Origin of the sequence: Salicibibacter kimchii (assembly GCF_003336365.1) — a bacterium.
Classification (GTDB): domain Bacteria; phylum Bacillota; class Bacilli; order Bacillales; family Marinococcaceae; genus Salicibibacter; species Salicibibacter kimchii.
On the sequence record NZ_CP031092.1, the window covers coordinates 3,033,610 to 3,058,076 of the forward strand.

22 protein-coding genes are annotated in these 24,467 nt (G+C 46.5%); 11 read left to right on the top strand and 11 right to left on the bottom strand.

The features are described from left to right. Positions 1-10 precede the first annotated feature (10 nt). The 4 genes from DT065_RS15350 to DT065_RS15365 all read right to left on the bottom strand — a co-directional run bounded on the left by DT065_RS15350 (position 11) and on the right by DT065_RS15365 (position 4,917). Positions 11-1,507 (bottom strand): BCCT family transporter, encoded by a 1,497-nt coding sequence (locus DT065_RS15350; protein WP_227002634.1) that lies wholly within the window; start codon positions 1,505-1,507, stop codon positions 11-13. A gap of 303 nt (positions 1,508-1,810) precedes the next feature. After that, positions 1,811-2,323, bottom strand: a complete 513-nt coding sequence (locus DT065_RS15355; protein ID WP_227002635.1) for a DinB family protein — start codon at positions 2,321-2,323, stop codon at positions 1,811-1,813. A 71-nt stretch (positions 2,324-2,394) separates the two neighbouring features. Then, positions 2,395-3,684 carry a GntP family permease gene (locus DT065_RS15360; RefSeq protein WP_114374877.1) on the bottom strand — a complete coding sequence of 430 codons (1,290 nt, stop codon included), beginning with the start codon at positions 3,682-3,684 and terminating at the stop codon, positions 2,395-2,397. Positions 3,685-3,714: 30 nt separating this feature from the next. Next, positions 3,715-4,917: an iron-containing alcohol dehydrogenase gene (locus DT065_RS15365; RefSeq protein ID WP_227002636.1), complete on the bottom strand. Its 1,203-nt coding sequence runs from the start codon at positions 4,915-4,917 to the stop codon at positions 3,715-3,717. A 383-nt stretch (positions 4,918-5,300) separates the two neighbouring features. Here DT065_RS15365 and mbcS point away from each other — a divergent pair, with 383 nt between their 5' ends. The 5 genes from mbcS to DT065_RS15390 all read left to right on the top strand — a co-directional run bounded on the left by mbcS (position 5,301) and on the right by DT065_RS15390 (position 12,894). Further along, entirely contained in the window at positions 5,301-6,887 is a 1,587-nt protein-coding gene (gene mbcS, locus DT065_RS15370; protein ID WP_114374879.1) for an acyl-CoA synthetase MbcS, read from the top strand. Between the two features lie 78 nt (positions 6,888-6,965). After that, complete coding sequence (locus tag DT065_RS15375; protein ID WP_114374880.1) at positions 6,966-8,714, top strand: sigma 54-interacting transcriptional regulator; 1,749 nt, start codon at positions 6,966-6,968, stop codon at positions 8,712-8,714. Between the two features lie 114 nt (positions 8,715-8,828). Beyond that, a complete protein-coding gene (locus DT065_RS15380; protein ID WP_418314558.1) occupies positions 8,829-10,514 on the top strand; it encodes an acyl-CoA dehydrogenase family protein in 1,686 nt (561 codons plus the stop codon). A gap of 17 nt (positions 10,515-10,531) precedes the next feature. Further along, positions 10,532-11,440, top strand: coding sequence for an NAD(P)-dependent oxidoreductase (locus DT065_RS15385; RefSeq protein ID WP_114374884.1), 909 nt, complete (start codon positions 10,532-10,534; stop codon positions 11,438-11,440). Beyond that, positions 11,437-12,894: a CoA-acylating methylmalonate-semialdehyde dehydrogenase gene (locus DT065_RS15390; protein WP_114374886.1), complete on the top strand. Its 1,458-nt coding sequence runs from the start codon at positions 11,437-11,439 to the stop codon at positions 12,892-12,894. The genes DT065_RS15385 and DT065_RS15390 overlap by 4 nt, the downstream gene beginning before the upstream one ends. Before the next feature lie 223 nt (positions 12,895-13,117). Here DT065_RS15390 and DT065_RS15395 read toward each other — a convergent pair whose 3' ends face one another. Genes DT065_RS15395 through DT065_RS15405 form a run of 3 tightly spaced genes read right to left on the bottom strand, consistent with a single transcriptional unit; the run spans position 13,118 to position 15,552 of the window. Beyond that, complete coding sequence (locus DT065_RS15395) at positions 13,118-13,720, bottom strand: nucleotidyltransferase family protein (protein ID WP_418314559.1); 603 nt, start codon at positions 13,718-13,720, stop codon at positions 13,118-13,120. Beyond that, a complete protein-coding gene (locus DT065_RS15400; protein WP_114374888.1) occupies positions 13,707-14,750 on the bottom strand; it encodes an enoyl-CoA hydratase/isomerase family protein in 1,044 nt (347 codons plus the stop codon). The genes DT065_RS15395 and DT065_RS15400 overlap by 14 nt, the downstream gene beginning before the upstream one ends. A gap of 13 nt (positions 14,751-14,763) precedes the next feature. Further along, entirely contained in the window at positions 14,764-15,552 is a 789-nt protein-coding gene (locus tag DT065_RS15405; RefSeq protein ID WP_114374890.1) for an enoyl-CoA hydratase-related protein, read from the bottom strand. Between the two features lie 162 nt (positions 15,553-15,714). Here DT065_RS15405 and DT065_RS15410 point away from each other — a divergent pair, with 162 nt between their 5' ends. The 3 genes from DT065_RS15410 to DT065_RS15415 are packed head-to-tail and all read left to right on the top strand — an operon-like array spanning position 15,715 to position 17,499. After that, entirely contained in the window at positions 15,715-16,575 is an 861-nt protein-coding gene (locus DT065_RS15410; RefSeq protein WP_114374892.1) for an NAD(P)-dependent oxidoreductase, read from the top strand. 13 nt (positions 16,576-16,588) lie between these two features. Then, the gene (locus DT065_RS19015; RefSeq protein WP_160112592.1) at positions 16,589-16,759 is read left to right on the top strand and encodes a hypothetical protein; all 171 of its coding nucleotides are present in this window, start codon (positions 16,589-16,591) and stop codon (positions 16,757-16,759) included. 14 nt (positions 16,760-16,773) lie between these two features. Next, entirely contained in the window at positions 16,774-17,499 is a 726-nt protein-coding gene (locus tag DT065_RS15415) for a 3-ketoacyl-ACP reductase (protein ID WP_114374894.1), read from the top strand. 477 nt (positions 17,500-17,976) lie between these two features. Here DT065_RS15415 and DT065_RS15420 read toward each other — a convergent pair whose 3' ends face one another. Together DT065_RS15420 and DT065_RS15425 are read right to left on the bottom strand one after the other, a co-directional pair. Then, positions 17,977-18,741: an NRDE family protein gene (locus tag DT065_RS15420; protein ID WP_114374896.1), complete on the bottom strand. Its 765-nt coding sequence runs from the start codon at positions 18,739-18,741 to the stop codon at positions 17,977-17,979. Positions 18,742-18,852: 111 nt separating this feature from the next. Then, on the bottom strand, positions 18,853-19,353 hold the full coding sequence (locus DT065_RS15425) for a GNAT family N-acetyltransferase (protein WP_160112593.1): 501 nt from the start codon (positions 19,351-19,353) through the stop codon (positions 18,853-18,855). A gap of 68 nt (positions 19,354-19,421) precedes the next feature. Here DT065_RS15425 and DT065_RS15430 point away from each other — a divergent pair, with 68 nt between their 5' ends. Next, the gene (locus tag DT065_RS15430) at positions 19,422-20,159 is read left to right on the top strand and encodes a sulfite exporter TauE/SafE family protein (RefSeq protein ID WP_114374900.1); all 738 of its coding nucleotides are present in this window, start codon (positions 19,422-19,424) and stop codon (positions 20,157-20,159) included. Positions 20,160-20,200: 41 nt separating this feature from the next. Here the strand turns inward: DT065_RS15430 and DT065_RS15435 are convergent, their stop codons facing one another. Then, on the bottom strand, positions 20,201-21,553 hold the full coding sequence (locus DT065_RS15435) for an alanine/glycine:cation symporter family protein (RefSeq protein WP_114374902.1): 1,353 nt from the start codon (positions 21,551-21,553) through the stop codon (positions 20,201-20,203). Positions 21,554-21,754: 201 nt separating this feature from the next. On the opposite strand from DT065_RS15435, the gene DT065_RS15440 reads away from it, so the two are divergent. Continuing rightward, positions 21,755-23,002 (top strand): hemolysin family protein, encoded by a 1,248-nt coding sequence (locus tag DT065_RS15440; protein ID WP_114376369.1) that lies wholly within the window; start codon positions 21,755-21,757, stop codon positions 23,000-23,002. Positions 23,003-23,168: 166 nt separating this feature from the next. After that, on the top strand, positions 23,169-23,690 hold the full coding sequence (locus tag DT065_RS15445) for a VanZ family protein (protein WP_114374903.1): 522 nt from the start codon (positions 23,169-23,171) through the stop codon (positions 23,688-23,690). On the opposite strand, the gene DT065_RS15450 is transcribed toward DT065_RS15445, so the two are convergent. Further along, the gene (locus DT065_RS15450) at positions 23,620-24,264 is read right to left on the bottom strand and encodes a TVP38/TMEM64 family protein (protein WP_114374905.1); all 645 of its coding nucleotides are present in this window, start codon (positions 24,262-24,264) and stop codon (positions 23,620-23,622) included. The genes DT065_RS15445 and DT065_RS15450 overlap by 71 nt on opposite strands. Between the last annotated feature and the right edge of the window lie 203 nt (positions 24,265-24,467).

Here is a 24,467-nt window from a genome sequence, read left to right on the forward strand (position 1 = left end):
CTTTCACGCCCTAACCTCTTTTTATTCGGTTTTCTTTTCTTACTTCCTTAAGCAAAACGTAACAGATAAACAACAATATAATGGTAAAGGGCGAGGCAATAACAATGGATATGGTTCGCACTGCATCAATACCGCCAGCTAATATAAAAACCATAGCAGCGCCGGCAGTAACTAATCCCCAAGTTACTTTAACGAAAGTTGACGGATGGAGGTCTCCATTTTTACTAAGCATGCCCAACACAAAAGTGGCTGAATCCGCTGAAGTGATAAGGAATGTAAAAATCAAGACGAGTGCAAGTACGCTAAGCAAAAATCCTAAAGGGATGTTTCCAAAAAACATAAATAACGCTGATTCAACATCGGCATTTATATTGCTTGCCAGCGCGGTATGGCCTAAATTATGCACCCAATGTAAGGCAGAACCACCAATAACAGAAAACCAAATAAAAGATACTAAAGAAGGTATTAATAAAACACCTGAAACAAATTGTCTAATTGTCCGTCCTCTAGATATTCTTGCAATAAATGCGCCGACAAAAGGCGCCCATGTTGTCCACCAAGCCCAATAAAAAACCGTCCAGTTACCAATCCAATTACTAGCTTCATCATTGAAAGGGTTTAGTCTCAAACTCATGGGCACAATATTTCCAATATAGCTTCCGGTTGTACCGATGAGCATTTCAAAAATTTGCTTTGCAGGCCCGACGATAACCACTAAAGCCATGAGTAAAAATAATAATAGAATATTGAAGTGTGACAAGTATTTGAGACCGCGACTTATTCCTGACCATGAGGAAAGGATAAAAAGAATGGTGGCAAGTCCGATGATCATGAGCTGGGTAGTGAATGTATCGGGGGCGCCAAATTGGTAATTTAGACCGCCGGAAATTTGCAAAGCGCTTAATCCGAACGTACTGGCAACGCCCACTGCCGTAACAAAAACAGCAAGAATGTCGATCGTTTTTCCTGAGACACCGTGAACTTTATCACCTAATACTGGATAAAAAATAGAGCTGATCGTCGTTGGCAAGCCTTTTCGATAACTAAAATAAGCCAAACCTAAGGCTGTCACTCCAAATATTGCCCAAGGATGCAATCCCCAATGGAAAAAAGTATATTGCATAGACAAATTTGCAGCTTCTGATGTCGATCCTTCCCCGTAAGGTGGAGTCGTGTAGTGACCAACAGGTTCTGCAACACTCCAAAACACTAAGCCTACACCCATTCCGGCAGCAAATAGCATCGTGATCCAGGAAAAAGTACTATACTCCGGTTTTTCCGTATCCTTCCCAAGCCGAATGTTACCAGCTTTTGAAAACATTAAATAGAAGCAAAGGACAACAAAGATCGAACCAACCAGTAGATAAAACCAATTAAAATTAGTCACAGCAAAGTCTAAAAAAATAGACGCTTGTTGCCCTAACCATTCATAAAAAATAACACCGACAACGACAAAAACAATACTTAACATGAGAGAAACCTTAAAAACACTGTTCTTTTTTAACAAAATACTCTCCCTAACTTTTGGAATTTATAGGCGAAACATCTTTCTCTTACGAGAGTTGTCATGACCCAAGTATCGTGTATACCACGATAGAGAAGTGAACGCAAGTATAAATATATGTAACGAAGCATTACTGAGGTTATGTTCATAGGAATGCCCATTTTCAATTCCAACATTCGTCAGAGGAGGAGTAGTTCAACCGAAGGAGAATGATGGATCTGAGACTAAAAAAATCGGATCAATGAACTGATCCGATTTGGTATATGTTCTATATTTGCTTTTCCTCCGTGATATTACACAGATCTTTTACTCAGCTCCGCTATTCGCTTTTTTGATCCCCTTAATCACTCCCACATGCATGCCTTCGTGATACAAGGTGAAATTCAAAATCTCACCGACCGTTGGTAGGGACATGAATGGTTTTGCGGCTTTATTATCCAGCTGCCCGGATAATGTCTCCTTTAGTTTAGCCGGCTGGTTTTCCAGATGTTGCTTGATTTCATCAAGGGTTGGAACCTCACCTTCCCAATCCGCGGGCTTTGTCCCCGGGGCAAACAATTCAGGATAGCGAGAAGGTGTTTCGATATTTTTACCGCCGTAGTTTGAAAGTAGAAGATTCTGAACGGTGTAAATATGTGCCAGGTTCCAACGGATGGTGTTGTTAAAACCGGCAGGCATTTGATCTGCCTGTTGTTCTGATAAGCCTTCCATTTCATTCAATGTATTTTGCCTGATCATGTCGATTTGCTGAAACAATTGCTCTTCGTTCATTTTTGCATCGTCCTTTCCTTTGTGCATCATTAGATAGTGTTCTTCCATTATAAAATACCCTTGTTATGATGGGTATTAAACGTATATTTAGTATCCACAACACTAACCAATCTTTCATATTAATAAATGCCAAAGCTGGCGAGAATGATCGCCGGAATGACTGACAAGATTGGGATAATAACCGACACCACGGCGATATCTTTGTAAGATTCTTTATGAGACATTCCGGTGACGATGAGTATCGTTAAGATCGCACCGTTATGGGGGAGTGAATCGAGCCCTGCCGAAGCCAAGGATGCGATTCTGTGAAACGCTTCCGGGTCTATCCCGGTGTTTTGGGCAACCGACAAGTAAGTATCACTTAAAGCTTCCATCGCGATACCTAAACCACCGGAGGCTGATCCCGTGGCCCCTGCCAGCACGTTGGCAGCTACAGCTTGGGAAACCAAGGGATTTCCCGGGACATTTAAAATAAGATCGGAAAGTTGGGCAAATCCAGGAACATTTTGCACAACCGTTCCAAACCCTACAGCCGCACTCGTGTTAATAATAGCTAATACCGAGCCGCTGGCCCCATCATTCATGGCAGAGACAAATCCTTTGTATTTTTGAATACAGAGAAGCAAATTTAATACGATCCCCGAGAGCAAGGCAACGATAATGTCAAACTGTAAAATATTCAACGTGATGACCACCGTCAAAAGCGGTAGAATAGATATTAAAAATGGGGGCGGTGCCCCTTTGATCGTATTCTTCGCTTCTTTCTTTTGCGGAGGTTCCGTATACGTTTCCCCGGCCATCGTTATTTTTTTCTCCCGCCATTTTAAATACGTGTAACCGGTAACAGCCATAAATGCGCCTGCGGTTAGCCCCATGATGGGAGCTGCGGCTGCCGTTGTCCCATAATAGTCTGTTGGGATTAAGTTCTGGATTTGCGGTGTGCCTGGGAGGGCAACCATGGCAAATGTTAGCGTCCCAAACGCGAGTGTCGCCGGCATTAAACGCCTGGGTAAATTGGCTTCTTTAAACATGGCTAACGCAAGTGGATAAACGGCAAATGCGACGACGAATACACTTATTCCGCCGTACGCAAGTACTGCACACGAGATCGATACGCCAAGAATCGCGCGTTTTGCTCCGAGAACGTTGATAATGCTTGTGGCAATTGATTTAGCCATCCTCGTATATTCCATCAATTTGCCGAAAACGGCACCTAGCATAAACACTGGAAACCATTCCTTGGCAAAATCTACAAATCCACCCATGTACGTGTCAGTATAGGCGTCCAACAAATCAAGTCCACCGGTGATTGCCACGACACCCGCACATATAGGCGCGATCCATATGATGGACCACCCGCGATAAGCCAGGATCATCAAAAGAACTAATCCGAGCAATATGCCAAGCATGGACATTACTCCTTTTTATGAATGTTGAATCTATGTTGTTTTAGATGAATATTGGTAATGATATGCTTGTTGATATAAATCAATGATCTCCTCTTTTGTCGGTACTTCGGGATTGTTGGCAGGGCTGCCGCTCATGAGGGCGTCGTCTGCCATTTTCGGTAAAGCGCGTTCAAACTCTCCCCTATCGATGCCCCATGACCCTAAGTTGGGAATGTTTAAATCTTCACAAAGAGTTAGAATACGTTGGACGAGGCGATTCGCACCCTCGCTTGCCGAAACGTTTTTTAACTTGGGATAGACGTGGCAAGCCAATTTATATAAACGCTCTTCGCAAGCATGCTTGCTGTATTCCAGCACAACGGGCAAAAGCATGGCGTTGGATATGCCGTGGGGCACATGAAAAAGCGCACCGATCGGCCTGGACATCCCATGAACAAGGCAGACGGAAGCGTTGGAAAAAGCCATCCCCGCTTGCATGGAGGCAAACATGGTATTGGATCTGGCTGTAATGTTGTCTCCATCTTGGTAGGCATCTTTCAAATTTTCCATGATTAATTGAAAAGAAGATCGGGCGAACTGATCCGTAAACGGATGAGCACGTTTGGAAATATAGGCTTCCAGTGCATGGGTTAAAGAATCTATGCCAACGGCTGCTGTTGTGTTTTTTGGTGTAGAGAGGGTGAGAAGCGGATCTACGATGGCAATTTTAGGCATAAAAGCAGGTTGTTTGATCATCATTTTGACCCCGGTTTCTTCATTTGTAATAACTGTGGCATCAGTCACTTCCGAGCCGGTGCCGCCAGTTGTCGGAATGGCGATTAATGGGAGTCCTTCGTTTCCGGCGATTGTTCTTTGGTTCATGTAATCACTTACAAAACCGCCGTTTGTCATAACAACCGATACCGCTTTTGCCGTGTCGATGCAACTGCCGCCGCCGATGCTAACAATCAAGTCGCAAGCGGCTTCCAGGCAAATAAATAACGCCTCATCGACATACATATCGGTAGGCTCCGATTCCACCCCCAAATAAGTAATGACGTCAACACCCGCTTCTTCCAATAATTGGCGACAGGCAGCAACATTGCCCAACTCGTTCATGACCGGATCGCTAATCAGGAGTGCGTGTTTTCCTTCTTGGCGGGCAATCTCTCCTACTTTTTTTAAACTGTCTTCGCCATAGACGACTTGTCGAGGGAAATGTATGGTGTGCATGGTGATCACCTTTCTCTTCATCAGACTTGCCCCTCAATTTATGCAATTTATATGCCGTTGCCAGAGCAAATGATATCGTGTTTATACAAGTGTAAAACCTTATAACACAAGATCATGGACATTTTTGTTTCGCATTAGCGTCTATACACTTATACAAGTATTCGTCTAATGTTTTACAGACTTGTGTCAGCGTTGTCACAGGACGTGCGGTTTTAGCCGGCTTCTTTATTCAGAGAGGATGAAAAACCTTTTGATGGAAGCTTCGTTTATTAGAAAGTATAATTATTAAGATTATATTATTAAAAAAATCACTTCTTTTTGATGAGAGGTCAAGTATTTCTAATATGTGGCACAAGGTTTGCATAAGGGAATGATGATATTGTTTTTATCAAGGAGGTTGACTGATGAACGTTCAAGATTTGATTGCACCACCACAGTATAATATTGCAGCTGCGGTGGAGAAATTCTCAGATGATCCTAGTCGAACGGCAATTCGTTGGAAGAATGAGAAGGGAAGCATTCGAGAGGTTTCTTATTCGGCGTTAGCTGCAAAAACAAATCAATACGCGCAAGTGTTGCGACGTTCGGGGCTTGAAAAAGGGGACAGAGTTTTAATTATTCTGCCTCGAATTCCTGAAGCTTACATCTCTTATCTTGCTTGCCTAAAGGCCGGTTTGGTGGCCATTCCATGCTCCGAAATGCTCCGGAAAAAAGATCTGGAATTTCGAATGGAACACTCCGGGGCTAGAGGAATTGTCGCTTATGATCAAACGATTGCCGAAGTCGATGCCATCGAGGGTGATTATGACGCGCTCGATCGAAGATTTATCATTGGACAAAAGGTTGATGGATGGTCCTCGATCGATGAACTCGCTGAGAAAGAAAGTGAACAGTATGAGGGTGAAAAAACATCTAGAGACGACATGGCCTTCCTTTCCTATACGTCCGGAACGACGGGAAATCCAAAAGGCGTCGCCCACACACATGGATGGGGCTATGCCCATGTAGAGACTGCCGCCAAAAATTGGCTGAATGTGAATGAAGGGGATCTCGTTTGGGCAACGGCTGCGCCTGGATGGCAGAAGTGGATTTGGAGTCCTTTCCTATCGACGATCAGTCTTGGAGCAACAGCATTTGTTTATCACGGAGGTTTTAATCCGGAAACCTATTTACAGTTATTAGAAAAAGAAAAAATTGAAGTATTATGCTGTACGCCGACCGAATATCGTTTGATGGTGAGTGTTGATGATCTTGGAAGTTATAACCTTTCAAATCTGAAAAGCGCGGTTTCCGCAGGCGAACCTCTCAATCGCCCCGTGATTGAAGCTTTTCAACAAACCTTTAACATTAATGTCCGGGATGGCTATGGCCAAACCGAGAACACATTACTCGTAAGCATCCAGGAAGGCATGGATATCAAACCGGGATCCATGGGTACTCCGACACCGGGTAATCAAGTCGAAGTGATTGATCAGAACGGGGATCCTTCCTCGACGGGAGAAGTTGGGGACATTGCTGTTCACAAAGATTCTCCGGCCCTTTTTAAGGAGTACTATCGTGACCCTGAACGAACGCAAGCAACTTATCGAGGCGACTGGTATTTAACCGGAGATCAAGCCTATCGGGATGAAGATGGTTACTTTTGGTTCGTCGGCAGAAGTGACGACATTATCATAAGCGCCGGATACACGATCGGGCCATTTGAAGTAGAAGATGCTTTAGTAAAACACGATGCTGTGAAAGAGTGTGCAGTAGTCGGAGTTCCTGATGAAATCAGGGGGACTGTTGTCAAAGCATATGTGGTTCTTCGTGATCCTAAAAACGTTGGAAATACGGAAGAACTCGTCAGCGAATTGCAGGATCATACTAAACGGTTAACCGCTCCGTATAAATATCCCAGAAAAATTGAGTTTATTGATGAACTTCCTAAAACGACCTCCGGAAAAATTAGGCGCATCACGCTCAGAAAAGAAGCGGAAGAAACAACCTGATAAATTGTTAAAGCTTTACTGTTGTTTTAAAATAAAAATATAAAGCGCTTACAATTCGTATAAAAGGTGAGGGGTCCGATGCAAATGATTTCAAATGATCACGTCAAGCAATGGATGAATCTACAGCCGGTAACATTGTCTAAGGAAGATACGGTACTGGAAACGCTTGTGCTTTTCTCGGAAATTGCAGACAAGGAATTGCCTGTCGTGGAAAATGGTCATTTGCTCGGGATCGTTACCTTGCAAGATTGTGTGGCGCATTTAGGTAACGAAACAGGAATGCTTTCTATCATGAAAACGGATTATCATGCTGTTAGCGATGACTTTTCATTAAATGATAAAAAGGCGGTAGATCAACCGCTCTACGTCCTTCATGAAAAAACCGGTGCCTTGGAAGGCGTGGTCGGACGCGCGGAGATGACCGCCTATTACGAGTATGTGCGAGAGAGGGAGAAAGACGCACAGCAAACGATAGAATGGTTGAAGCTAGGCTTTGACACGGCATACGAAGGAGTTACCATCGTCGATGACAAAGGGATTATACAGTTGTTTAATGAGTCATACAGCCGTTATGTCGGCGTGAGCAAAGAAGAAGCTTTGGGAAGGCCGGCAGCGGACGTTATCGAAAATTCACGCTTGCCGGTCGTGTTGAAAACAGGGGTCCCGGAACGAAGCCAGCCACACCGATTACAAGGGCAAGAATTGGTCGTCCACCGTTTGCCGATATGGAAAAATGGACGGGTCATTGGTGCAGTCGGAATTTTGGTTTATGAAGGTATCTCCGAGATCCAGCAAGTCCTTCAAAGAATGGAACATTTACAGACAACAGACAAACATGCTGAAAAGCAAGTGAACCAAGAAAAAACGCTCACCCGGGGGCCGACACATTTTGATGATATTATCGGTGAAAGCCCCGGAATTTCTAAAGTAAAAAGGATCGGAAGAAAAGCTTCTAAAGCAAAAGCAACGGTTTTAATAACGGGAGAATCAGGGGTTGGCAAGGAGCCGTTTGCCCGTGCCATTCATGCAGATGGAGACAGGAGCGATGGACCCTTTGTGGCCGTAAACTGTGCGGCGATTCCGGAGAGTCTTCTGGAGTCGGAGCTCTTTGGTTATATGAAAGGCGCATTCACCGGAACGCGTAATGACGGCAAGCCGGGGAAAATCGAACTTGCAAATGGTGGTACATTATTTTTGGATGAAATCGGAGATATGCCTCTCACTACCCAATCAAAAATTTTGCGAGTGCTTCAGGAAAAAGAGGTTGACCGTGTCGGTGGCACTTCTCCAATACCCGTTGATTTTCGTCTCATCGCGGCGACGAACAAAGATCTAAAAAAACAAATGGAAGAAGACAAGTTCCGGGAAGATTTATTTTATCGATTGCATGTGATGCCGCTTCATATCCCCCCTTTAAGGGAGCGGAAACAGGATATTCCTTTGATTATTGCCGATCAGCTTCCGAGATTGAGCGAGGAAAATGAAACGAAGGAAAAGACCATCGATAAAGAAGTGCTGCAAAGCATGTTTCATTACGATTGGCCGGGCAATGTGCGGGAATTGCTGAATGTGCTCGAGCGCATGTTCCATTTGTGCGAAGGCGATCATATCCGGCGCGAAGATGTGCCGGACGATCTTAAAAAGCAAAAAAGACCGGCGGGGACGTTAAGCGAATGGCAGGAAAGAAAACAAAAACAGGAACAAAAATTTGAACAAAAACAAATTGAACATGTTTTGGAAGAGGTGAAAGGAAATAAATCAGAAGCGGCAAAACGGCTAGGCATTTCCCGGGCTACTTTGTACAATAAACTTTCCCGTTTTTCTTAGACAGTTTGTATGTATAACTGTCTATACAGATTTACAAATAGATTGGAGAGCGAAAGGTGTCTAAAGCACAAAACTTGGCATAATTATTGCAATGATATAAGCAAAGGAGGTCAGATGATGAGCACACGGTTATCAGGAACACCTTGGTGGGACGATCTTTTGGATCATCCCGACATTTTCACGCCGGAAGATTTGACCGAGGATGAGATCATGATTGCGAAAACGACGGAAAAATTCGTTGAGCAGCAGATTCTTCCGAATGTGGAAAGCCTGGAACAACATGATTACCAAATGGAACGAGAAACATTTGCGGCAGCGGGTGAGCTCGGGCTTTTAGCGATTGAAATCCCGGAAGCCTACGGTGGGCTCGAACTTGGCAAACACGTCGCCGGGCTGGTTGCCGAAAATATCGGGAACGGCGGCGGTTCGTTCAGTGTCGCCTATAACATTCACGCAGGTGTTGGCACTTCTCCTTACATTAACTACGGGAACGAAGAGCAAAAGCAAAAGTATCTCTCACAGCTGGGAAGCGGAGCGTGGGTTGGTGCCTATGCCTTAACAGAACCGTCCGCTGGCTCTGACGCTCTTAAAGGAAAAGCGAAAGCAATATGGAATGAAGAAAAAAACGCTTGGATTCTTAAAGGTGAAAAGCAATGGATTACGAACGCAAATCTTGCTCAGGTCTATGTCGTTTTTGCCAACACGGAGGCCGGAATAACCGCGTTTATCGTGGAAAGGGAGATGGACGGACTCTCCGTCGGACCCGAAGAGAAGAAGATGGGCATTAAGGGGACATCGACGGCTACCCTTATCCTCGATGAGTTAGCAGTTCCGCAAGAAAATGTGCTCGGAGAAATTGGCAAAGGGCACAAAATTGCCATGAACACCCTCAATTTGGCACGTTTGAAACTGTCCTTTGCAAACCTTGGCACAGCCAAACGGGCGTTAGAGCTGACTGTTAAATACGGAAAAGAACGAAAACAATTTCAGCAACACCTCGTTGATTTTCCAATGATAAAGGAAAAAATTGCGAATATGAACATTGCGATTTTCGGCGTTGAGAGCTTGGTGTATCAAACAGCGGCACGCATTGACGATGCGTTGGAGAAAAACAGTGAGCAACATTCGTCAAAAGTCGTCGGCCAATTTATCGCCGAATGCGCCACCGGCAAAATCCAAGGTTCGGAAGTGCTTGCGGCGGTTGCCGATGAAGCGGTCCAAATCCATGGCGGTTACGGATTTATGCAGGAATACGAAGTCGAACGTATTTACCGGGACGCCAGGATTAGCCGTCTTTTTGAAGGGACGAATGAGATTAATCGGTTGGCGGTGGCGAAGGCTTTGTTTTCCCAATTCCGGGACCAACCGTCTGAAAAACAAAACGGGAATAACCGGAATGCTATGTTTATTTTGGAAGCCGAGCGGCATTTTGCGGAAATTTTGAAGGCACTCGCAGCCATGCCACGTGAAGATGTATTGGAAGCCCAGGAATTCTCACGTCTCGTCGCCAATATTTACAAAGAGATCTCTATCATGCGTGCCGTTTATTTGCGGGCAGAAAAAGCGGGGTCTGGGGCATCGCTCAAGCAGCTCATGACAGACGTCATTTGCGAAGAAGGATACGACAACGTAGAAAGGGATCTTATTCGGCTTTGGAGTGCGGTCGACGATGGTGCAGAAGGAAACGAAATGATCGAACGCATTCGCGCTCGGGCACATGTCCCGGCCGTTGAAAACTTGCTGAAGAAAAAGCGAGACATTAGCGAGTACGTCGTTAACGCCGAAAAATATCAGACATAAACGGAGGGGAGTTTTATATGAAAAAGATTGGTTTTATCGGGCTTGGAAATATGGGGATGCCGATGTCGGAAAACCTGGTAGATGCCGGATACGACGTGTACGGGGTCGACGTGAACCATGAAGCGGAAACGCGTTTTGAAAAAGCCGGCGGCCAAATCGGACGCTCCATGGATGACTTGGCAAAATTCTGTGATGCGATTATCACAAGTTTGCCTTCAGTGGAAGCCTATGAATCTGTGTATCTCGGCGAAGACGGATTAATTCGGAACAGTCACAAGGACATCCTTCTTCTGGATACAAGTACCGTGGCTCCGGAGAGTAATAAAAAAGTGGCCGAGGTAGCAAAAGAACAGGCGATACGATTTTTGCAGACGCCGGTGAGCGGGGGTGTCGTAGGGGCTGTGAATCGGACGTTGACGTTTATGGCGGGCGGACCAAAGGAAATCTTTGACGAGGCTTCTGCCCTCATGCATGAGCTTGGCGAGGATATCTTTCACATTGACGAACGAATTGAAAGCGGGACGCTGACTAAACTGATCAACAATCTGTTCATTGGTTTTTACACAGCAGGGGTCAGTGAAGCGCTCACCCTTGCCAAAAAACAAAACATGGATTTGGATGCGCTTTTTGACGTGTTAAGTGTCAGTTACGGCCAGAGCCGAATCTATGAACGGAACTACAAAACATTCATCGCCAACGATGATTATGATCCCGGCTTTACATTAAAACTATTGCGTAAAGATTTAAATTTTGTAAAAGAAACAATGACGCGGGAAGACCTGCACTTGCCGGTGACAGATGTATTATTGCAAGTGTACGAAGAAGCAGAAGAAGCAGGGCTGGGAGCGAATGATATGGCTGTGCTTTATGAGCATGTTGGCAAACAAGATATCTCATTTGAAGCGAAAAAGGAGCGGATAAAATGATGACGGATGTGAAATCAATGCGCAACTCGATCAACGGTGAATGGGTAGATTCGGAGGGTGGTGTGACAGAATCGGTGCCGAACCCTGCGACTGGGGAAACGATCGCCAATGTGCCGATCTCAACGGCGGCGGATGTGGATCGTGCGGCGGAAGCCGCGAAAGAAGCTTACGAAAGCTGGTCGCTGGTGCCGGTACCTGATCGGGCGCGTTACATGTTCAAGTATCTGCAGCTTTTGAACGAAAACCGGGAAGAACTTGGGGAAATCATCACCCTGGAAAATGGAAAGACGCTAAAAGATGCCCACGGCGAAGTGCAAAGGGGCATCGAAGTCGTCGAACTTGCCACATCGGCGCCTAATTTGATGATGGGAGACGCGTTGCCGCAAATTGCTCGCGGCATTGATGGCTCAGTTTGGCGCTATCCCCTCGGTGTCGTTGCAGGGATTACACCGTTTAATTTTCCGATGATGGTGCCCTTGTGGATGTTCCCGCTAGCAATCGCTTGCGGTAATACGTTTATTTTGAAAACATCAGAGCGAACACCGTTGTTGGCGGAGCGACTTGTGGAATTGTTTTATGATGCGGGATTTCCGAAAGGCGTGTTAAACCTCGTTCACGGCGCAAAAGATGTCGTCAACCGTGTATTGACGCAGCCAGATATCGAGGCGATTTCGTTCGTTGGTTCCGAACCTGTCGCCAAACACGTCTATGAAACCGGCACCGCCCATGGCAAGCGTGTGCAAGCATTGGCCGGAGCAAAAAATCACGCGGTCGTCATGCCGAGCAGTCATATGGAAAAAACGATCGAAGGCGTCATCGGCTCTGCGTTCGGAAGCAGCGGACAACGATGCATGGCCTGCTCTGTTGTAGCTGTTGTGGATGACATTGCCGATGAATTTATGGAGAAGCTCACTAGCGCAACGAAAGAGCTGCAAGTCGGGGATGGCAGATACGAAGAAAACTTCGTCGGACCGGTCATTCGGGAGGCGCATAAAGAGCGAGTGCTCGGATATATCGACCAAGGCGTTCAGGAAGGCGCGGATCTCGTCGTTGACGGACGTGATAAAGGAGCAGCGAAAGAACAAGGCTATTATGTCGGCGCCACCATCTTTGACCATGTGAATACTGACATGACCATTTGGAAAGATGAAATTTTCGCGCCGGTGCTTAGCGTTGTGCGCGTCCGTGACCTTGATGAGGCAATTGAGGTAACGAACAGCTCCCGGTTCGCAAATGGAGCAGTCATTTATACGTCAAACGGTAAAGAGGCGCAAACGTTTCGCGACCGTATTGATGCCGGTTTGATCGGCGTCAACGTCAACGTTCCCGCGCCAATGGCCTTCTTCGCCTTCGCAGGTAACAAAGCGTCCTTTTATGGAGACTTGGGCACGAACGGCAAAGACGGCGTGCAGTTTTATACGAGGAAGAAAGTCGTTACGGAGCGTTGGTACTAAAAAAAGAAAGTAGCTTACAAGTCTATTGGGCTTGTAAGCTACTTTTTTTGTTGCGAATAAGGAAAATTTTAGGCCGCATGAAGACGTTATGACGATCTAAAGCTATAGTTAGAGGACGGTTAGGTCGTCAAAAACGATTCATGGCGACCTAACGCCGGTGTTGACTACTGGTTAGGTCGCCAAAAGCCATTCATGGAGCCCTAACGCCGATGTTAGTTTCCGGTTAGGGTGTCAAAAAGCTAGTCGAATCCTTCTCAATATCCACCCATATATCCAACTTATCCCAAGTAGTCGCCCAGTCTTTTTTTAAAATCCTTTCCTTATACACAGCGAGTCGCGCTTCTGATTCTCTGAAAAAAGGCGTGGGGCGAACTACCCCTTGCAGCACATCATCCAAACCGCATGGAGCAGCTAGAATCACACGACCATCAGCCCCCAGTTTCACGCCGAGGGCGGTTGCTGTTTCCGGAAATTTGGAGATGGCGTCAACGGAGGAGGCGTAAGGCGGGACGCCGTTCGCTACATGCATTCTCGCTTGGTTTTTCACGGAGCAAGGGACGAGAGGAAGCATGCTTCTCAGTTGCTCCTCCCGCTTTTTTTCTTCGTTTTCGTCCACGTTCACCTCGTCAAAATAGATGACATCCACGTCCGGCAATGGCGTCCGTTTGCGAAAATCGTGCAATGTATCCCATATTTTCGAACGCACAAAGCCGGCGCAGATCCAACCATCAGGCAAATACAAATCCCTTACCGCCTCTAAAATCTTCATCATCCACGGGTCGGCTTCAATCGCTTGAATGATGTCCGACGCGCTATGAAGCTTCAAAAAATCGTTTCACCATCGCGTCTGAAATATCTTCCAAGTTTTTGTACGTGTAGTCCGGGCTTTGGTTTTTCTTGAAAATAACCGCCTCCACGCCTTTGTAGAAATCGTCGTGCTCCAAAAAGTTCACAGCAATGACGAGGTCCATTTCTAACGTTTCGGCGAGGGATTTACTTTCACTGTCGATCATGTGTTTTAATGTTACTTTTTCGGACACCGGTGATTTTGACAGCAATGTTTCGCGCGTTTCTGCTACAAATGCGTCGTCTCCGCTCGACAATTTTTCCACAATAGATTCGATCGTGTCTGCGTTAAAATAATGATCGATATCGTCTTGCATGGAAGCAAGGGTCGCTTCTTTTTCTGGCGTGCTTCCCGCTTCGTCAAGCAAGGCATCCAGCTTGCCTGTTGGATCCGTTTCGTTCACCCAATCGATCTCATGCAACTGATCAAGTAAGCCCGTCAATTCCGAGACGTAATGCTCGGCCGCCCCAATATAGAGCACATCCGCCGCTTTTATGGTCGCCGATGTCAAGGCAAGATAACGCCCGGCATGCCCCGGTGCCTGGTTCAAAAGGTGAACGGCACCCACGTCCGGGAAGAAGCCGATGTTCATCTCCGGCATCGCCCATTTTGTGCGCGAGGTCACGATGCGATGGCTTGCCCCTTGCGTGAGGCCAACACCGCCGCCCATGACAACGCCATCAAGACAGGCGACGATCGGCTTCGGGTATTCCTTCACCATCAGATCCACTCGATATTCTTCCTTGAAAAATTCTCTTGCCTTATCGAAGGAATTACCGCCGTTTTGTGCTTCCGATAAAGTCTTGATGTCACCGCCGGCGCAGAAACCTTTTTCTCCGGCGCCGTCCATGATAATCACTTGAACGGCCGGGTCTTCCCGCCAAGCGTCCAGTTGTTCTCCAATCGCGACAATCATGTCAAGCGTCAATGAATTCAGTGCTTTTGGCCGATTTAATGTGATTGTTGCCAACCCTTTTCGGTTTGTTGAAAATGTAACTTCGTTTGTCATGGCTACCTACCTCCTATGAATGTCGAAAATCCGGTGTGCGTTTGTCGATAAACGCCTGAACGCCTTCTTTTCCGTCATCGCTGCAAAAGAGCTCGCCAAAGAATTGCCGTTCAAGTTCCAAACTGTCTTCCGCTGAACCATCAATCCCATTCATGATCGCTGCAACTGCCCGCTCGACGCTCGCCATGCTTTTTCCTTCGATCAGTTGCTCAGCAAAAGCGTATGCGTCCGCACGCGCGGATTCGCCCGGAACGATGCGTTGGACAAGGCCGAGATCAGCGGCTTCGCTTGCTTTCATGTTCTTGCTCGTCAAAATATATTCCATGGCCCTTGCCGATCCTAAGTATCGGCGCAAGCGTTGCGTCCCGCCGAAAGAAGGAATGAGGCCGAGGTTGAGTTCCGGCAACCCGAGGACGGCATCCTCGGCAGCGAAGCGATAGTGGCAGGCCATGGCTACTTCAAGCCCCCCTCCTAAAGCCGCGCCGTTAATGGCGGCAATGACCGGTTTTTTTGACTGTTCGATCTCTTCGCAAAGGTCTTGGCCTGCCTTGGCGATGGCTTCTGCTTTCGCTGCATCATCGAAGGCTTCCGTGAATTTTTTAATGTCAGCGCCTGCGACGAAAAAGCGTCCGGCACCTGTCAAAACGATCGCCCTCGTGTCTGAATCGTTTGACAGTGTCTTAAAGACACCCCGCAACTCATTGATCGAGTCCGGTGACAGTGTATTTGCCGGGGGATGATCGATTTCTACCGTCGTGACAAAAGATTCTGTGGATACGTTTACATATTTGTAGCTCGTCATAAAAAATACCTCCTTCTCTATTATAAATGCAAAAATTGTGCCAAATGAAAACCTTCTACTATAGCATTTCATTTCCATTATACATGATATGGAATTCTGTGGGATAGCTAAGAAATATGATACCATAGATTCGTAGAAAAATTGCAACAGAGGAGGTCTCCGATGAGTCAAACGGTAGGATTTATTGGCATTGGTGTGATGGGGAAGAGTATGGCTAAACATATTTTAGACGCAGGCTACCCGGTGCTCGTTTACACACGAACGAAAGCGAAAGCCGATGATCTTGTCGCAAGCGGTGCCAATTGGAAAGATTCCGTGCAAGCACTCGCGTCCGAGGCCGATATTGTTATTACGATGATCGGCTATCCGAAAGACGTGGAAGATGTTTACTTTTCAGAAAACGGTTTGCTCGCGCATATGAAAAAAGGCGCCACGTTGATCGATATGACAACGTCAAAACCGTCGTTAGCGAAAAAAATCGCGGAAGCAGCAAAAGAAAAAGCTGGCGCGGCATTGGACGCCCCCGTTTCCGGCGGCGACGTGGGCGCGCGCAACGGGAAGCTTGTGATCATGATCGGCGGCGATAAGAATGCCTACGATCAATGCCTCCCCTTATTCGAAACGATGGGAGAAAACATCCAACACTTAGGACCGGCCGGCAGCGGGCAACATACAAAAATGTGTAACCAAATTGCCGTGGCGGCCAGCATGGTCGGGGCAGCCGAAGCGATGGGTTATGCAAAACATGCCGGCCTTGACCAGGAAAAAGTGTTAAAGAGCATTTCAACAGGCGCCGGCGGCAGTTGGACGTTGCAAAATTTGGCCCCGCGCATGTTGAACGATGACTTCGCTCCCGGTTTTTACGTCAAACATTTTATCAAGGATATGGAGATCGCCATTGAAGAGTCCGAGCAAATGAAGGAAGGTTTGCCCGGCGTCGAATTGGTCAAATCTTTGTATGACAAGCTCGTCAAGCAAGGGGAAGAAAACAGTGGCACGCAGTCGATCTATAAACTCTGGTAATAAGGAAGCGAATATGAACGTATTAAAAGATAAAAAAGCGATCGGAATGTTCGTTCTCTCGATCATTCTGGCGAGTGTAGCCGCTATTTTTGCCGTTTACGGAAGCATGCTTTGGATCGTGACGTTAGTTATTTCGCAGGTTATACTGGTCATGGCGTTTCGTCGTATTATTTTGAAGGGATAGGGAGTTTTAAAAACATGCAATCGATCACAGGGAAGACAGCGTTAATCACCGGAGCGGGACGTGGCATCGGGCGCGCACTTGCCCATGCGTTTGCCCGCGAAGGCGTTCACGTTGCATTGATGGGCAGAACACGCGCAAACGTGGAAAATGTGGAAAATGAGTTGAGCGAATTCGATGTGAAAACGGTAAGTGTTCAAGCGGATGTTTCTGATGGAGAAGAGGTAAAGGAAGCCGTTCAAAGCGTGAAAGACGCGCTCGGGGAGATCGACATATTAGTGAATAATGCCGGTATCGGCAAGTTTGGGCGTTTTCTCGACCTGAGTGAAGACGACTGGCGGAGCGTCTGGGATGTGAATGTCATGGGAATTTATCATGTCATTCAAGCCGTGCTGCCGGAAATGATCGAGCGGCAGGCCGGAGAAATTGTCAACATTTCTTCGACGTCCGGTCTCCGCGGCACCGAGGGATCCAGCGCGTACAGTGCTTCAAAATTCGCGGTACATGGGCTTACCGAATCATTAATGAGAGAAATGCGAAGAGAGAATATCCGTGTCCAAGCGATCAGCCCAAGTAAAGTGATCACCGATTTTGCCTCCGAACACAACTTAAGCGACGGAACGGAAGATCGCGAACACTTTATGCAAGCGGAAGACTTGGCGGATGTGGTCATCTCGCAACTGAAACTACACCCGCGCATGTTCGTGAAAAATGCTGAGCTGTGGGCGACGAATCCGAAATAGTATAATGAAAAAACAATCCCGGCGCCCTATGCCGGGATTGTTTAATATGGGGCGACTTTCGACAGACGTTGAGCTGTTCACACCATCTTTATGGGGCCTATACATGCTTTCACCGGGTTTGGATGCTAGGTTAGTCGTTTCTCCGCTTTTTTCAGTTATTGAACCGTTTATTATCGCCCATAAATTCTTCGGTCAACATCATTTAATACTGAGTACTCCCTCTCCGAGTGGGACGGCAAATCTGTCCCGTCCCTCAAGCGGAGAGCAAACGACACCCAGAGGGACGGCAAATCCATTCTCGTCCCTCAAGCGGAGGGTACACGACGACCAGAGGGACAACAAGCCTGTTGTCGTCCCCCAAAAGGCGAGCACCCCACTCTCAGAGGGACAGGAATCGCGCTGACGTTCTTAAAGGGTGGCCTATCACCCTGCTATTGTAGACTGACCAAAGGAAGAAATTCTGAAACAGACCGCTAGTTACGTAATATGAAAAGAGAATGTTTTTTCGTCTCTAAATTCACCTTCATTAAACGTTCGCTCGATGAACGTGACCCGGTGTGCCTTATCGATAAGCAGCACGGTTGAGGCGCGTGTGCCGTAATTGCCGGTATGAATAAACGGCGGGGATAGTTTTTTTTCAAAGTCCCAATCAACGCCGGTGGACGGCAAGGCTTCGTCCGGGGCCTCATCTGTATCGTAAAGCATGTGAAATAGTTTGTCTGTGTCTATATCATTTGTTTGCGCGGTGCGGGCATGCAATAATCGTTTGCCTTTGACGACTTTTGGCCAAGGCGTATTTAAGGTATCATTGCTCAATCCGTGTGTTCCGGGTTTGATTTTGGTGATTTCATCGTAAACGTTGTTGTAATGATAAAGTTCATTTAGGGTTCCGACGAATACATTGAAGCCGGTGTAATCGTCTTTATTTTTTCGCAAAGCTTCCACAAACTCCCGTGGTGACCAGTCCTCTGTTAAAAATTGCCCTACGATTGCGCCTCGGGAGACTTTACCCGGCGTCATGTGTTGCGGATCGCGAAAATTCGTTAAGGCCGCGAATTTTCCTTGTTTCGTGATGCCGAGCCATGTTCCCTGCTGCAATAGATCACGGCCCGCCAAAAGGTCCGGTGCGTCCTCCCAGAAATGGGCAGGCGCGGTCGGCCGTTCGTAAAATTCATCCCGATTTGCCGCGATAATAAGTGGGTAATTCGCATGTTCTTGCCAATGGAAATTGATTAAGCACATAGCCAGCATCCCCTTTTCACTATAAGCATAGGAGTTATGCGCGTGCATGGCAAGGAATTCGTTTCATCGATCATATCGAATCGTGCATGATCATTCCTCAGGTGCTTGCTTTTACAAAAATTTGACCATGTTATATTCATTCCAGTATCGTTCTCCCAGTTTAAACGCCTGTTTTTCGATGCTATATGTTTGAAAACCAACCGATTCGTATAGTCGGCGTGCCGATATGTTTTCTTCTATAACGGAAAGCTGCAGCTGTTCCAGTCCGCGTTCTTTCACTTTTTCCATTACCGCTTCCAGGAGTTTTTGACCCAATCTTGTCCCTCGATGATCTTTTGCCACATACATGGCAAGGATATTTCCCTTATGGCTAATTTTTATTGGGGATTCAAGTTCCAGGGTAGTGACAGCTGCCAGCTCCTCGCCTACGAACGCTCCAAAAGTAAATACGTCAGATTTTCCCAGACGTGCCGCAATATTGGCGATGGGGTCTTCCTTTCGTATTTCTTCATCATACGTCATCAGAAACGCTTCCGGGGATTCCTTCAAGGCAGCTAATCGTAACGAGCGGTACGGCTCCGCATCTTTTTCTTCGAGCATTCGGATATTCAATACGTTCACTTCCTTCAAAATCATGATAGAATAAAAGGGTTAGTTCAAAAAGTTTAGGACGGATAGAGATGGTTTGGGAGTTATTGTTCGTTGTCTTCATTGTTTTGGTTGGCGCATTTGTGCAGGGTGCGAGCGGCTTTGGCCTCGGGCTAGTCGTGATGGGGTTCCTCCCCTTTATTTTAAGCGTAAAAGAGAGCACATTACTCGTCTTATCATTTTTGGCCGCGACGGCATTGACAATTCTTGTAAAAAATTACCGGTCGATTAAATTAAAAGGATTAATCATTTTTGTTGTGGCTTCTTTCGCAGGAAGAATCGCTTCGTTTTTTGTATTAACGACTTACGGGGAAATGGACGTGCTGAAAACGTGGCTCGGTGTTTTTCTCATCGGCCTTGTTGTTTATTTATATTTTAGCAATAAAAAAAACGTCAGCCTAAAAAAAATCAATCCATTTGTGCCGCTCAGTCTTGGTCTTCTCAACGGTTTTTTCGGAGGGCTTTTCGCGGTCGGAGGCACGTTTCTCGTCGTCTATTGTTTATACTTGTATAAAGAAGATAAACATCGGTATACGGCGAATGTCCAAGTTGTTACCTTGATGACGAGCTCATTTTCGTTGCTTCTTCATGGCGTGAACGGGGATTTTGATCTGTCGTTTCTGCTTTATTTTGCTGTCGGCCTCGTGAGTGTGATCATAGGGGCGATATTGGGGTTACGATGGTTTGAAAAATTACCTACATCTATGATTCGAACGATCGCGATGATGCTTGTGTTGGTTGCGGCACTTAATTTAATCCTGTTTTCATAGCGAAAGCGCCTCGTCCTGAAAAAGGAGCGAGGCGCTATTCCTTAAATACTTGTCTTTCCTTTTTCATAGGCGCGTAGTTCATTGAATCGTTTCGTTTCTTTCACGACAACGCCAGATAGGAACAAGAGTCCGATGAGGTTCGGAATCGCCATCAATGCGTTAAAGATATCTCCGAGATTCCAAACGGTATCGAGCGATAACGTCGCCCCCGGGAAAATGGCCAAAACGAAGACGATACGGTACACCATTGTAAAATTGGTCCCGGCAAGATAGGTGAAACACTTCTCGCCGAAATATGCCCAGCCGAGAATAGTCGAGTAGATAAAGAATAGCAACGTTACTGCAACAATCACACTGCCGAAAGCCGGGAGTAACGCTTCAAAGGATTGTGCAGTGAGGGCCGCGCCTTCAATATCAATCGTATACATGTCCGCCATCACGAGGGCGAGTCCTGTCACCGTACAAACGATAATCGTATCTATGAACACTTGCGTCATGGAAATCAATGCCTGGCGGGCAGGGACGTCGGTACGGGCAGCGGCAGCGGCAATCCCGCCGGTACCAAGACCTGCTTCGTTGGAAAACAACCCGCGTGCGACCCCCATTTGGATCACTGTACCGATAGCGCCGCCGGCGACAGCTTGGCCGGTAAAGGCATCGGTAAAAATTAATGCAAATGCGTCAGGGACGGCACCCATGTTGTAAATAATGAGAAAAATTCCGGCAACGAGGTACACAACGATCATAATCGGAACGATTAAACCCACGACTCGCCCGATGCTTCGAATACCACCGATAATAACCAAGCCGATGAGAATCATGAAGGCAACGCCGGTGACCCAGAATGGAACGTTGAAGACATCGTTGGCTACGTCGGCGGCAGCGTTGGCTTGAATCATGTTTCCAATGCCAAAAATGGCAGCGAAAACGGCGAAAACAGCAAAAAGGATAGCCAGCCATTTTTGGCCAAGCCCTTTCTCAATGTAATACATCGGGCCGCCGGACATTTCGCCGCGGACATTCTCCTGCCGATATTTAATCCCGAGTATCGCCTCAGAGTATTTCGTGGCCATCCCGACAAGTGCGGTCATCCACATCCAAAAGACAGCGCCGGGTCCACCGGCAACAACGGCCGTGGCTACACCTACGACGTTCCCGGTCCCGACGGTTGCGGCCGTAGAAGTCATAAGAGCCTGAAAATGAGAAATATCCCCTTTGGAATCTTTATCCTGTTTAGAAAACGTGATTTTAAACGCATAAGGCAACATACGAAAGGAATAAAAGGCTAAGCGAATCGTTAAATATAGTCCTGTACCCACGAGCAGAATAATTAATGGTAAGCCCCAGACAAAGTCACTGATTTCACCTGTTATGTACTCAAACCATTCGAGCATGTGAAGCCCCCTTTTCGGTTAATCTTTACTAATTTTAAAATAGTTTTACACAAATGTGAATAGTTTGTGTGAGATTTTCTGCTACACCCTACCAAATGTTTTAGCAATGTAAACGCCCATTTGTTGTTTTTTCTATAATTTTGTATAGTTGGAGTACAACCATCGAATGAGCCCTTTTTTATAGGAGTTGAAATCGTGTTTATAGGGATCGTAATAGCGCTTCTTTTGTGTACTTCTGCTTTTTTTTCCGGAAGTGAGACAGCGATGACAGCCGCAAATCGAACAAAGGTGCAAACAGAAGCGGAAAATAATGACCGGAAATCGCAAAAACTTCTGCAAATGTTGTCCAAGCCGGATAATTTTATCACCGGGATACTGATCAGCAACAATGTGGTCAACATCGTTTTGCCGACGCTTGTCACGATGGTCGCGATTGACTTCGGGTTTAACGTAGGGGTCGCTACGGCGATGTTAACGGTTACCTTAATCGTTTTTGCGGAAGTCATTCCAAAATCGATTGCCGCTACATATCCGGATCGAATTACTTACACCGTGTTTCCCGTGATTCGTTTTGTGTTAGGGCTCTTGAAGCCGTTTATTTACCTGCTGTCAAAATTAACCGGAGCCGTAATCAAGGGGTTATCGAGAGAGGAAGAAAAGGGTTCTTCGATTTCAAAGGAAGAATTGCGAACAATGGTGGATATTGCCCAAACTGAAGGGGCCTTTGCCCAAGGCGAGAGCCACCGCATCAAAGGTGTGCTGGACTTTTATAACTTGAATGTTCGCGATGCTATGAAAACGCCGCGCGTGGAAATTGTCGGTATACGTCAGGATGCGTCGTACGAGGAAGCCCGGGATATTATTCTTGCCAATCGATTTACGCGCTACCCGGTTTATCGCGATGACATGGATGCCATCATCGGTGTCTTTCATTCCAAAGGATTGATCTATTGGTCCGTTGATCTTGATCAGGAACTGACAAAACTCTCGGATATGTCCCCGATGTTTGTCCATGAGTTTCAACCGATTGAGCATGTCTTCCGACAGATGTCGAAGGAGCAAAAACACTTGGCGATCGTCCTGGATGAATACGGAGGGACGGTCGGCCTTCTCAGCCATGAGGACATCATTGAAACAATGATCGGACAGGAAATTGAAGATGAGACGGATTTGGGAAATGATCGATTAATTGAACGTCTAACGGATACCACGATCATCTGTAACGGAAAACTTACGTTGCGGCGATTAAATACGGTGTTTGATACGGCTATTCCGGAAAAAGAAGATGTTCTCGCTGCATTTATTTTGAATGAGCTTGAGTATATCCCGCTGGAGGGCGATGCTTTCGAATACCAAAACCTCCGTTTTACGATTTTAACCGTCGAGGACGCGACGTTAAAACGGATTGAAATTGAAAAAATGCCGACAGGAGAAGAGGAAGGCTCGTGATAATCAGGGGGAGATCGGGGAGTGATTCATGGGCCCAAAGGCAAGTGACTTCTCAGGAGCAAGGAGGCGGCTGCGATTGTGCAGTCGCCTTTTTCTTTTGGCATGAGCGAGCAGCGCTGATGCATATACTAGACGAGCCTGATGATGTGATGGAAGGTGTTCGCAGATGAATCAGTGTTCTCTCCGAATTTTTTCCTGGTCAATGCTTGCCATTTATATGGCCTTGCTTTTATACATTACCGTGTTCGCTTGGAACTATGGGGCGTCGCTCGGTCCTGACGGTCCCGGGGGACGAAATTATAATTTGATTCCCTTTCGTAGCATTTATCGGATTGGCCTGTTTAGCCCAGACTTTTGGGATCCTTTAAAAATATTAATCGGCAACGTGTTTCTTTTCTTGCCACTCGGTATATTTTTGCCGATGTTATTCCGGCGCTTGCGCAGCATGGTCAAAGTGACGCTTGTCGGGATGTTGATCTCGCTTTTCATCGAGCTATACCAATTTACCTTCACATTGCGCGTAAGTGACATTGACGATCTTGTCTTGAATACAGTCGGGGTGTTTCTCGGGGCCGCGACGTATTTTACTGCACGAAAAATTGCTCGCCGCATCGTGATCATTCCACCGTCTGACACTTCTCTTTCACGACATAACGGTTCCACAAGCGGAAGCAACCGTAAACGATAATCATAAAGCTCCCGTAAATAAGCGCAACATAAAATAAATCGGCAGGGTTATGCACGATCGTACTCCCGACGGTGGCGAACAAAATCATCGAAGGGATTTTTCCGACCGAGGAAGCGACCGTGTATGCCCAAAAACCAACACGACTGAGGGCCGAGTAGATATTGACGATGATGGAAGGAACGATAGGGATCAGCCGTGTTAAAAAAATCGTCATAAAGGCATTGCGTTCAAAAAGCATCGTCACTTTGGAAAGGGATTCGTACTTGCCGGTAATTTTTAGTCCCCAATCCTGGTAGCCAAAGCGTACGAACGCAAACAGAATAATGGATGCCATGGAAGACCCAAACCAAGTGATAAAACTTCCAAGGAATGACCCGTATATAGCACCGAGAATTCCGCCGATAATCGGATAAGGAATGACCGGGAATAATGACATAAGTGTGGCGAGGGCCGCCGTGACAATGATCGATTCAGTGCCGTGCTCATCGATCCAAACCGCGATTTCTTCGCCATATAAAAAAACGGTACCCGCCAATAAAGATAGAATCAGGAACACAAAAATTTTGCGATACATGGTTCACCTCGAGACTGCAATCTTTTCATATTCTATCATTGATTGATGTGTTCTACATTAATGGGCGTCCAACGATCTGTTTTTGTGGATCGAGCTGAATGTAGACCGTAAGAAGGGTTCAAACGATCTGTTTTCGGCGATCGTTCCGATTATAGCACGTATGACCACTTCTCACCGTTTTTTCCGAGTCAAACTTCTGGCCC